General features: G+C 37.3%; 10 protein-coding genes. 5 read left to right on the forward strand and 5 right to left on the reverse strand.

The window, feature by feature from the left end:
- From AC6F8J_RS14350 to AC6F8J_RS14360, 3 genes are all read left to right on the forward strand, one after another.
- Positions 1–182, forward strand: a 182-nt coding sequence (locus AC6F8J_RS14350) for a hypothetical protein (protein ID WP_500724314.1), incomplete at its 5' end; no start/stop codon positions are given.
- Positions 182–2,779: a heavy metal translocating P-type ATPase gene (locus AC6F8J_RS14355; protein WP_500724315.1), complete on the forward strand. Its 2,598-nt coding sequence runs from the start codon at positions 182–184 to the stop codon at positions 2,777–2,779. The genes AC6F8J_RS14350 and AC6F8J_RS14355, both read left to right, overlap by 1 nt.
- An 11-nt stretch (positions 2,780–2,790) precedes the next feature.
- Positions 2,791–3,057 carry a metal-sensing transcriptional repressor gene (locus AC6F8J_RS14360; protein WP_500724316.1) on the forward strand — a complete coding sequence of 89 codons (267 nt, stop codon included), beginning with the start codon at positions 2,791–2,793 and terminating at the stop codon, positions 3,055–3,057.
- Positions 3,058–3,375: 318 nt separating this feature from the next.
- Here AC6F8J_RS14360 and AC6F8J_RS14365 read toward each other — a convergent pair whose 3' ends face one another.
- A complete protein-coding gene (locus AC6F8J_RS14365) occupies positions 3,376–3,777 on the reverse strand; it encodes a hypothetical protein (RefSeq protein ID WP_500724317.1) in 402 nt (133 codons plus the stop codon).
- Between the two features lie 255 nt (positions 3,778–4,032).
- Between AC6F8J_RS14365 and AC6F8J_RS14370 the strand changes: the two genes are divergently transcribed.
- The gene (locus AC6F8J_RS14370) at positions 4,033–5,022 is read left to right on the forward strand and encodes a hydroxymethylglutaryl-CoA lyase-like TIM-barrel protein (protein ID WP_500724318.1); all 990 of its coding nucleotides are present in this window, start codon (positions 4,033–4,035) and stop codon (positions 5,020–5,022) included.
- A 598-nt stretch (positions 5,023–5,620) separates the two neighbouring features.
- Here AC6F8J_RS14370 and AC6F8J_RS14375 read toward each other — a convergent pair.
- The 3 genes from AC6F8J_RS14375 to AC6F8J_RS14385 form a co-directional block, all read right to left on the reverse strand.
- On the reverse strand, positions 5,621–7,225 hold the full coding sequence (locus tag AC6F8J_RS14375) for a peptide chain release factor 3 (protein WP_500724319.1): 1,605 nt from the start codon (positions 7,223–7,225) through the stop codon (positions 5,621–5,623).
- Positions 7,226–7,319: 94 nt separating this feature from the next.
- Positions 7,320–8,567: an EAL domain-containing protein gene (locus AC6F8J_RS14380; protein WP_500724320.1), complete on the reverse strand. Its 1,248-nt coding sequence runs from the start codon at positions 8,565–8,567 to the stop codon at positions 7,320–7,322.
- A 290-nt stretch (positions 8,568–8,857) separates the two neighbouring features.
- Positions 8,858–9,331 (reverse strand): chemotaxis protein CheX, encoded by a 474-nt coding sequence (locus AC6F8J_RS14385; RefSeq protein ID WP_275841642.1) that lies wholly within the window; start codon positions 9,329–9,331, stop codon positions 8,858–8,860.
- Between the two features lie 176 nt (positions 9,332–9,507).
- Between AC6F8J_RS14385 and AC6F8J_RS14390 the strand changes: the two genes are divergently transcribed.
- The gene (locus AC6F8J_RS14390) at positions 9,508–10,344 is read left to right on the forward strand and encodes an HDOD domain-containing protein (RefSeq protein WP_500724322.1); all 837 of its coding nucleotides are present in this window, start codon (positions 9,508–9,510) and stop codon (positions 10,342–10,344) included.
- 105 nt (positions 10,345–10,449) lie between these two features.
- Here AC6F8J_RS14390 and AC6F8J_RS14395 read toward each other — a convergent pair whose 3' ends face one another.
- On the reverse strand, positions 10,450–11,169 hold the full coding sequence (locus tag AC6F8J_RS14395; protein WP_500724321.1) for an AraC family transcriptional regulator: 720 nt from the start codon (positions 11,167–11,169) through the stop codon (positions 10,450–10,452).
- Positions 11,170–11,500 lie beyond the last annotated feature (331 nt).

An 11,500-nucleotide genomic window follows, 5' to 3' on the forward strand; every position in this document is an offset into this window, starting at 1 on the left:
CCATAAATTTGCTGCCTTACACAGCACAAGACTGTCCTCTTAAGGAGTATTGGGCACGTTCAAAGATGAAGTACATCACATTCCTCCCCTGTGATAGACAGTTGACAGAAAGGTTAGGTAAGAGTATAATAAAAGCCCCCCCTATGAGGGGTAAATATGATTTTATAAGGAGGATCGGATAATGAATGAAAAAAAGTTTGATATTAACGGTATGACATGTACAGCATGTGCTTTGACCATAGAAAAACAACTCAGAAAAATGGAAGGTGTACAGTCTGTAGCCGTGAATTATACAACAGAGCAGATGCAAGTGACTTATGATGACCGACAACTGAATACTAAAGCCATCCAGGATGCGGTTGTTAAGGTGGGTTATGAGGCAGTAGATGCTGAAAAGATAGAAAATAAGGATGAAAAGGATACATCCTCTAAAGCTGAAAAACATCTAAAATATATGGAACGACGCTTAGTTATTTCTATGATTTTCACATTGCCGGTATTCTACTTGGCTATGGGTCCTATGGTAGGACTGTCGGTACCTTCCTTTTTGGCGGGAGAGAAGAACATATTGATGATGGCTTTTACCCAGATGCTTCTGACGATACCAGTTATGTTGGTTGGTGAGGAATTCTATCGAGTTGGTTTTAAAACATTACTTAAAAGAGCACCTAATATGGATTCATTAATAGCCGTTGGAACGAGCGCTGGTTTTATTTATGGTGTTTTTGCTATTTACAGACTAATCTATGGTTATGCCTATGATGACATGGTCCTAGTACATCACTATGGTCATGAGTTATATTTTGAATCAGTAGCGGTTATTATTGCATTGATTACTTTAGGTAAGTATCTGGAGTCTGGAGCTAAAAATAAGACGAGTGCTGCGATTAAAGAACTCATGGCACTAACACCGGATGAAGCCATTGTGTTAGTAGATGGAATAGAAAAAACAGTACCGACTACCCAAGTGAAGGTGAATGATTTGTTGGTCATTCGTCCGGGATCAAAGATTCCAGTGGATGGTATTGTTACAGAAGGGCATTCGACAGTGGATGAGTCTATGCTAACAGGTGAGAGTCTGCCGATTGAAAAAGGAAAAGAGGATAAGGTTGTTGCAGGTACTATGAATCAAACCGGTAGCCTTATTTTTAAGGCAACAGCGGTTGGAGATGATACAGCTTTAGCCAAAATCATTCAGATGGTAGAAGACGCTCAGGGTACGAAAGCACCGATAGCAAAATTAGCGGATCAAATCAGTGGCTTCTTTGTACCGGTGGTGATTGTCATTAGTTTAGTTAGTTTTGCCATATGGTTACTTCTTGGCTATGAGTTTGAGTTTGCCTTTAGAATTGGTATATCGGTATTGGTTATTTCCTGTCCTTGTGCCCTAGGACTGGCAACACCAACCGCCATTATGGTGGGTACAGGAAGAGGTGCCAAATATGGAACCTTGATAAAAAGTGGTGAAGCCCTTGAACTCATGCATAAGGTTCAGACGGTTGTTTTTGATAAAACAGGTACCTTAACCAAGGGTAAGATAGAAGTGGCAGACCTTAACGCACTTGATGATGAGACAACCTTATTGACACTAGCGGCTTCGGTAGAAAAGCATTCAGAACATCCACTTAGTCAAGCCATACTCAAATACGCAGAGTCCAAAGGTGTAAGTCTTAAAAAAGTAAGGGATTTTGAAGCGGTTATGGGTCACGGTGTCACAGGAACTGTTGAGGAAGTCCAAGTGGTTATTGGAAATGAGAAGTTGATGAAGGATAATCATATTGATTTTGTAGGTCATGAAGGTCTAATCAACCAATATGCGAAAAGTGGTAAAACACCAATACTGATTGCTTACCATGGAAAACTACAAGGGGTATTTGGTTTAGCAGATACCATTAAGCCGGATGCAATTAGAGCGGTTAAACAGCTTCAGGCCATGAACATAGAAGTGGTTATGTTGACCGGTGATCACCAAGTTACTGCTGAAGCTATTGGTCAACAGTTGGGTGTGGACAAGATTTATGCCCAAGTATTACCGGGTGAAAAGTCGGACATCGTCAATAGCCTTAAATCAGATAAAAAAAGGGTTATGATGGTTGGTGACGGTATCAATGACGCCGTTGCTCTAGTAAGTGCCGATGTTGGCTTAGCTATAGGTAGCGGTACGGATGTGGCTATTGAGTCTGCCGATGTAGTCTTAATGAAGAACGAAATCATGGATGTGGTAACAGCCATTCAATTAAGTAAGGCCACGATTAGGAATATTAAGCAAAATCTATTTTGGGCTTTCATCTATAATATTATAGGTATTCCTATAGCAGCGGGAGTGTTGTATAAAGGATTTGATATACTCCTAGACCCAATGATTGCAGCTGCAGCCATGAGCTTTAGTTCTGTTTCAGTTGTGACGAACGCATTAAGATTAAGAGGTTTCAAGCCTAGATTAGTAGAGGATTCATTTTTGAATCAGAAGGATGTTCAGATGATGCATCAAAATGAGAATCAAAAAAAAGATAACATACAATCAGAAGTAACAGTAGTGGCACAAAATAAGGAGGATCAAGAGATGAATGAAAAAACATTAACAGTAGAAGGTATGACATGTATGCACTGTGTAGGTCGCGTAGATAAAGCGCTAAGTGGTATTGAAGGCGTTGAAGAAGTGCAAGTGGATCTTGAAGCGAAACGTGCCGTGGTTAAAACCAGTCAAGATATTAGTAATGCAACATTTGAAGAAGCGGTTGAGATAGCAGGCTATGAAGTGACAGAAGTTAAAGGATAGAGGTGAGTGCTTTGAATGAGGAACAAATAAAAGCCCTTAACCTATTAAAAACGGCAAAAGGTCAGATAGCAGGTGTTATTAATATGTTAGAAGAAGATCGTTACTGCGTGGAGATATCAACACAGATATTAGCGGTTCAAGGTCTATTGAAAAAAGCCAATCTATTAATATTAGAGCAACATATGAACCATTGTGTTAAAGAGGCCTTTGAATCCGGTTCCGGTGACGAAAAAGTCAAAGAAATCATGAAGCTTCTTGAAACGTATACGAAGCAATAGGTTTTTAAAGTGGGTCCCATGAAACCCCTTTTGGCTAACTGAAATTAAGCATTTGCGAAACCGAATGAGGAAAGTCATACTCTAGTATTTAGCTTTAAAACATAGCTGAATGCGTGAAGGTCCTTTCCTTTCGAATCGTTCAGAAATATGAGCAGAGCTCATAACGAAGCAAAGTTTCTTTTCTTGACGAAATGACGATTTATTACCGATAGTTACGATCAATTGATTTCTAAACAAAGGAGCTCAGTTGCGATTTGCTTGTAATCATTTTAAGCTAGCCCATTTTTTATTATTGTTCATGAATATCTCCGATACTAACTATGAACAAATGGAAGCATCAATCCCTTTACCATGATCAATAGCATACTTCAACTCATCAGCCGTGGGTATATAGTTGTTAGCGACCAATCGGCCATCAATAGCAACAATAGGTGCCAACTTATTAAGAATGAAGCGAATATTAGATGATGTTATAATCAATTGTTCTCCGGAGCCTGTATAGATGGTTTGAAGCTTATCAGCAACTTGCTCCATATTATGTTCTTCCAGATCAAAACGCGTAATATCAGCTAGAGCCCCGTAGAGTTCTTCAAAAGCTGTAATCGTGGATGTAATCGTATGAGATATGGGTTCGCAACCACTGCTACATGCGCTACATCCGGAATTTAAGGTTGCTGTTTCTTGTCCTTTAAGGGTGAAGATTTCTATATTCTTTCTCATAAATACCTCATTTCAGCATAAAAAATTGAGTGACATGGACAGATATATTATATTATAATAGCATATATCATTCAAGGGATAGGCTGGAAAAAGCAAGTCATCCTTCTCATTCATTATTCAAAATTATAGAAGAATTGATGTATAATAAATGATTAAAAAAGGTAATGCATAAAAAAAGATTGACGAATTACTTTAACAATGTTACACTTTAAAGCAATAACGTGAAAAGTCAAAAAACGAAAGAAGGAATGGAAGATGTTAGAAGAAATTAATAAGGTTGGTAGTTTACTTTCCTATAGAGAAGATATCAAGGTCATGGATTGTACCGTTCGCGATGGCGGACTAATGAATGATTTTAGATTTGATGAAGAATTTGTGAAGAATGTTTATTTAGCTTGTGTTAAATCAGGTGTGGATTATATGGAGTTTGGTTATAAGTCTTCAAAAGAGTATTTTAATGAGGATGATTTTGGCCCTTGGAAATTCAGTAAGGAAGCAGACCTTAGAAAAATTGTAGGGGACAATGATACAAATCTTAAAATATCTGTAATGGCAGATGTGGGTCGGACCAATTATAAAGAAGATGTATTACCAAAATCAGAGAGCGTCATCGATATGATTCGTACAGCGTGTTATATTCATCAAATTCCTTCGGCGATTGAGATGGTAAACGACTTTCATCTGAAAGGCTATGAAACCAGTATTAATGTTATGGCTGTTTCTCATATCAACGAACGAGAACTGGATGAAGCACTTCATCTATTGGGACAATCGAATGTGGATATCATATATTTAGTAGATAGTTTTGGTCATTATTATCCTGAAGAAATCCGTTTACTGGCTAAAAAATATTTGAATGTGGGAAAGCAATACAACAAGAAAATCGGTATTCATGCCCATAATAATCAACAGCTGGCATTTGCCAATACGATTGAAGCATTAACCCTTGGTATCAGCTACTTAGATGCGACTGTATCCAGTTTAGGACGAGGTGCCGGCAATTGTCCGATTGAATTGTTATTAGGCTTTTTAAAGAATCCTAAATACAGTTTGAGGCCGATGTTGAAAGTGATAGAAAATGATGTAGTAAAAATTAAAGAACAAGGGATTATATGGGGCTATGATGTTCCTTATATGATTACCGGTCAGATGAATATGCATCCAAGATCAGCCATGAAGATCGTAGGAACACCGGCATGGGGTGAATTTACTAAGTTCTATGATGAGATTATGGATGAGGATTAAATGAGTTAATTAGTTTTCTAAAGGGGTCCTATGAAAACCCATCCACAGTCTGTATGACTACGGCAAGTGCTTGAGTGCATATGTTTTTTATAGGACATAGAATATTCGGAGATAATATGAATTCATTACCATTATCGTAGATATAACACACAGCTTTTCCTTGCCTTACACTTCGTACGGTCAGCGGAAAAGCTGTGTATCATATCTACTCGGTAATAAGTCGTCATTTCGTCAATAAAAAGCACTGCTTAATCATCCTTCTTTTTTACATCCATGTAAAAATGAAGGACGTTCTACATCCCTGTAGAACTGTGATTAATCAGCGCTTTTTCTTTCCTCATTCGGTTTCGCAAATGTGTAATTTCAGTTAGCTGAAACTTGTATGCCTCATATGATGTGTTAAAGCAACCAGTAATACTATAATTAACCAACATCGACCATGAAGTTCCTGGAAGCAGTGTGTGTGATGGAGTAAGTCAGCATGGATGCTGACCGTCGACTTTTGGTGCAGGGACGCACCAATCGGAGACCGTAATCATACACACTGTGGAAGGGTTTTCATGGGACCCTCTTTAATAATTACATTTATTTTCCTGACTTACAAAGTCACTAATGACGTTTCTCTTAGTAGCAAACCTTTATTTCTCTCTTGAATCATTCTAATAGACCATTCATTTTGGAAGAAGATGACGGGTCGGTCATCTTTATCGTGTCCTACTAAAGAATCCATGGTCAAATTCAACTTATTCATATCAAAATCATCATTGACCCAACGAATAAAACGATAAGGCATACGCTGGGTATTGATTTCTACACCATACTCATGGGTAAGACGATATTCTAACACTTCAAATTGAAGCACCCCAACAACACCAACAATTAATTCCTCAGTCCCAGCAAAAGGCCTGCGATAAACCTGAATCGTACCCTCTTGAGCCAATTGATTTAAGCCCTTTAAGAATTGTTTTCTTTTCATGGCATTAATGGTTGAAATCTTCATAAAGAACTCCGGCGCAAATTGGGGAATACCTTCATACTCAAGGGCAACATTGTCGAAGGTTAGCGTATCGCCAATGTTGAAAATACCCGGATCATGTAAACCAATAATATCGCCTGAGTAGGCAGACTCAACAATGACTCTGTCTTGTGCCATAAACTGTTGAGGCTGAGCCAGTTTGACCTTTTTCCCCATATTTACATGATTGACAGTCATACCTTTTTCATATTGACCGGAACATATCCTTAGGAATGCGATACGATCTCGATGGTTTGGGTCCATGTTGGCTTGTATCTTAAAGATAAAACCTGTAAAATTTTTATCTTCAGGATCAATATAGCCCATATTACTCTTTCTGGCCATAGGCGGTGGTGTTATATCAAGAAAACTTTGAAGAAAAGGCTCAACACCAAAATTGGTTAAAGCACTACCAAAATAAACCGGTGTTAACGCCCCGCTTAAGATTTTATGAAGATCAAAATCATCTCCGGCCATATCCAGTAATTCAATATCTTCTAATAGTTTATCGTGTAAGTCGGAACCAAGAAGCAGCCTAAAAGCATCATCCGTGACTTCTCCGGTGACGATGTTGGCCATGGATTGACCATGATTACCTTCATTAAAGAGTTCAATCCGCTTTTCTAAACGGTTGTAAACACCACGAAAGTCCTTACCGTTACCGATTGGCCAGTCTACGGGGTAAGAGCGTATACCCAAGGCTTCCTCTAAATCATCAATCAAATCAAATGGATCTCGACCTAATCGGTCCATCTTGTTAATGAAAGTAAATATGGGAATACCGCGCATTTTACAGACTTGAAAAAGCTTTTTTGTTTGCGCCTCAACACCCTTATTACTATCGATAACCATAACAGCACTGTCCGCAGCAATAAGTGTACGATAAGTATCTTCACTAAAGTCCTGATGTCCAGGTGTATCTAAGATGTTGATGCAATGGTCTTGGTAGTTAAATTGAAGAACGGATGAGGTAACGGATATACCTCTTTGTTTTTCGATTTCCATCCAGTCAGATACAGCATGTTTGTTAGAACGTCTGGATTTTACGGAGCCAGCCTCACGGATAGCACCACCATAAAGTAAGAATTTTTCGGTCAAAGTTGTTTTTCCTGCATCAGGATGGGATATGATGGCGAAAGTACGCCTTCTTTGAATTTCTTCACTATAATTATATTTTTTACTTGACATGAGATAGCCTTTCTAATAAAAGTTCAATGTCCTTGTGGGCAAATAAGCGACATTCTTACTTCAAGATGTTATAACGTATGAAAGAGATTGTCAATTATTTTATTACAAACTCGTTGTCAATATCATTCATATACAGGAAGAGTCCTTCAGCCCATTTAACAGCATCAACATAGTCAGAGGAAAGTTGGTGGAGATTATATTCTATCATATCAGCATAAGCTTCAAGTCTGGAAAAATCCCCTTGTTCATATGCTAAGCATAATTGATATGGATAGAGATAGAGGTTTTCCTGTCCGAGAAAAGTTTTTTTTACATCCGGCGTTAGAGGAAGATTTTTTACGACTTCTGTCATAGGTTCTTGCAAGAGCACATCGATAACAGAGAGAATGCCCATAAGCGCTATTTCGTCTTCATGACCTTCCAGTGAAGTGGCATGAAAAGCCATATGTTCTAAAAACTTAGACCGTATCATTGCGGTCTTGACCAACTCACTAGCATGTGACTTACTCAGAGCTTGTAGGGATGCTAAGGAGAGCCACTTGCTAAAAGCATTGATTCCTAAAATGGAAAGGGCTTGATGTACAGAGGCTATTTGAGTAGCCAGTGAAAAGCTAGAGTTTACAATGCGTAATAGTTTATAAGTTAGAAAAACATCTATTTCAATGATACTGGTTATTTTTTTAAAATCCGGTTCCGGTTCCTGTAGCGCTTCAAAAAGACGAAGAAACTGGGCAGAACTTCCAGTAAGATCTTTGCTTTTTATCATATAAGGTCTCGCAAAAAAATAACCTTGAAAGTAGTCAAAACCTAGCTTCTTGGCCCATTCAAAGTCTTCGTGGGTTTCGACTTTTTCTGCAAGAAGTAACTTACCTTGCTTACTGAATTTGTAGCATATTTTTCGAATATCTTCTCTAGAGTTATTTAAAAAATCTACTTTGATGATTTGAGATAGACTTATGATTTCATGGTATGGATAGTCCAAGACAAAATCATCAATAGCAATGGTATAGCCATCTCGTCTAAGTTTTTCTAACTTTTCTAGGGTGTGTGGTTCCGGTTTGACATCCTCTAATATTTCAATGACCACGTTTTTTGTGGATAATAGCTGTGGAATGTCCAAATGAATTAAGCGCGCATCAAAATTAATAAAAGCCGTCGACTGTCCAACCAAATGATCAATACCAAAGTGAAAGTAGCTGTTCATGAGAAGTATGGCTGTAGCAATATCAGAGGCAATGCTTGTATTAAAAAAATTCTGCTCACTATCACGGTATAAGAGTTCATATGCAATCACGGCAAGATTCGTATTAAATATGGGCTGACGCGCAACAAAAATATCCAATTTGAGACCTCCTAATAGCAACTCAATGGTGAAACTCGATTTTTATCGAATATGCTTTTGGCCATTATATGAGTAATTTAGCCTAAGTTAGACAAGACAGTCTCATTGTACAATAAAAATAATATTTTGCATAGAAAAAAGGCTTAAGATATCAAAAGTATATAGTTGAACTTTCCCATTCAATGTATAGTTTTGACACCTTAACCATAGTTATGAATGTATCAAGATTCTGAGATAGCGAACATAAAAAAGACGGCTTCATTTTTAAGAAAATGTAAGCCGTCCGAATATTATTCTTTGGATTTGATAGCAATGTTTAATTCTAATGCATGATCGCCTTCGTAAGTCAAAGGAACACAAATAGTTTTTGAATCACTAACCGTAATGGTCATATCTTTTCCTACTAGAATAGATGGTGGCGTAATATCAATAATAATACCTTGGGTTGAAAAAATGGTTGCGGTGTTGCCAAGAATCATGTTGGCCAACTCGCTAACAGCACTTGCTGCCATATCATTCAGCTCAGGAACGGGCATGCCCATCATCATATGTGAAGCAATATTACAAGCCGTATCATTGGACATACTGAGTATAACTTGTCCTGTGAGTTGTCCTGTTATACCAACTAAGATGACAAACTTATCACCTTCAAAAACTGTTTTTGTAAGATAGGGTTTACCCATCTCTGTATCGATATTGCAAAAATCTTTCATAACCCTTTTAGATGCAGAGATGAAAGGATTGATATATTCAACATTTGCCATGGTATATCCTCCTAAATCGAATGTAATTGACTTTATGATTATAACATGAAAATATTATCATTGACAAACTTTCCTTAAAATAAAATATTAATAGTTTTAAAGATGATAGATTATAGTGTATAATAATTGTAACCTATATACTAAGGAATGACTTCGAGGTGAAAAAAGTGGCAAAAATGACATTTGAAGAATTAATAGAAAAAGTAGATGATGTACCGGCATTTCCTCAGACGGTCATCAACATCATGGCATTGCTAAAGGAACCAAAATCCGCTGCGGTGGATATAGAACGCGAAGTCATGAAAGATCAGGGATTAACAACAAAGATGTTGAAGATGGCTAATTCTGCTTTTTATAGTGGAAGGCGTCAGATAAAGACGGTTGCAGATGCGACTGTTCTTTTAGGTTTTGATACAGTCCAATCTCTGGTGTTGGCTTCCACTGTTGGAAAAGTAATGGAAAAAGAACTAAAAGGCTATTCTTATGAACGAAATGCCCTTTGGCGACAATCGCAGATTTCAGCGATTATGGCAAGAGCCATAGCCAAAAAAGCCAAATACTCTAACCCGGATATTGCATATACAGCAGGTTTACTAAAAGATGTTGGAAAAGTTATTCTTGATGAGTTTGTTCATGAATCTTACCAAGAAATCTTAAAGAAGATTAGTAACGAAGTCGTGCCCTATGTTGCAGCAGAAGAAGAGATTTTAGGCTTTAATCATGGTCAAGTGGGTGCCCGTATTGTTGAAAAATGGAATCTGGCATCTGAACTTGTGGATGCTATTGAATTTCACCATAAGCCTTTTCAGTCTATGGAGAATATCGAACTGGTATCTATTGTACATATATCCGACGGTTTGGTCATGATGATGGGTATTCATGAAGGAATAGATACCCTTGGCCATGAATTTTTTACGGATGCGGTTAAGATTCTAGACTTGGATGAAGCGGATTTGAATCAAATTATGATGGATGTTGAAAAAATTATTTCAGAAGAGCAAATATTTATATAATGGTTAAAGGATCAAAACTAAGTTTCACAAAATTCATATACCATATAATAGCAACACAAAAAAACGCTATACATTTGGGCGTTTTTTTGTGTTTGAGAAGTTGACTTAGGTGTCAATGGTGGTAGACTTTCGATATAAAGCCGGACTCATTCCTGTATGATTTTTAAAAACATTAGAAAAGTAACCTGGATTACAAAATTCAAGAAGTGTTGCGATATCCGTTACTTTCATTTGTGAAAATTCTAAAAAGTTTTTTGCAACCTCCACTTTTTGCTTTTGTATATAATCAGTAATGGATACGCCAACCTCTTTGTAAAAAAGCTTTGAAAGATAGTCAGGTGATAAATGGGTTAGTTCTGCCAAAGTGGAGACCGTTATCTTAGATGTGGCATTTTCATATATATGCTTAGCTACCTTAGAAATTGGAAACGGATAATTGAAAATAACAGTATTTTGAATAAGCTTGATACAGGTTTCAAGCATCTCGTATTCAAAGGCGATAAGATGTTCTTTTTTATCTAAACTTTCTATATGCTTTATAAAGACATCGCTTAAGTCGAAGGCGTCTTCTGAATTAACACCGGCTTCAATAACAGCACGGGTGAATAATGTGCATGAGCCTATAAGAGAGTTCTTTGTAGAGCGAATGGAATCTCTAGCTAAGCTTGGTTTTTCTAAGGCATTAATTTCTTTGAGGGTGTGTGCGGCACTTGATAAATAACCTTGTCTAATTTCTTTCAATAATTTGCACTCAAGAGCATAGGATGGATGTTTATAATGTATATCAAGATTTTTAAGTTTTTCGTGGATCAAGGAATTTTTCACAACTAAACCTCATTTCACATCGGATTTATGTAAATTATAACAGATTTTTAAAAGAATATAAAGATGATTAATACTATACTATACAAGTAGATGAAAGCGGATGGCTATTAAATTTGGTTAATCTTTTATATTTCTCTTTAGAGCAAACGGTTGCCCAACTTTTAAGCGATTTGCATAATACCAGATTTTAAGGGAGGAACAAAAATGAAAAAATTGTTAACAATGATAATGGTACTTGCAATGGTAACAGCATTGTTTGCCGGCTGTGGGAAAACAGAGACCCCAACAACAGAGACAGAAACGCCGGAAACAGGAACAGAGACAGAAGCAC

The organism is Petrocella sp. (assembly GCF_059865615.1).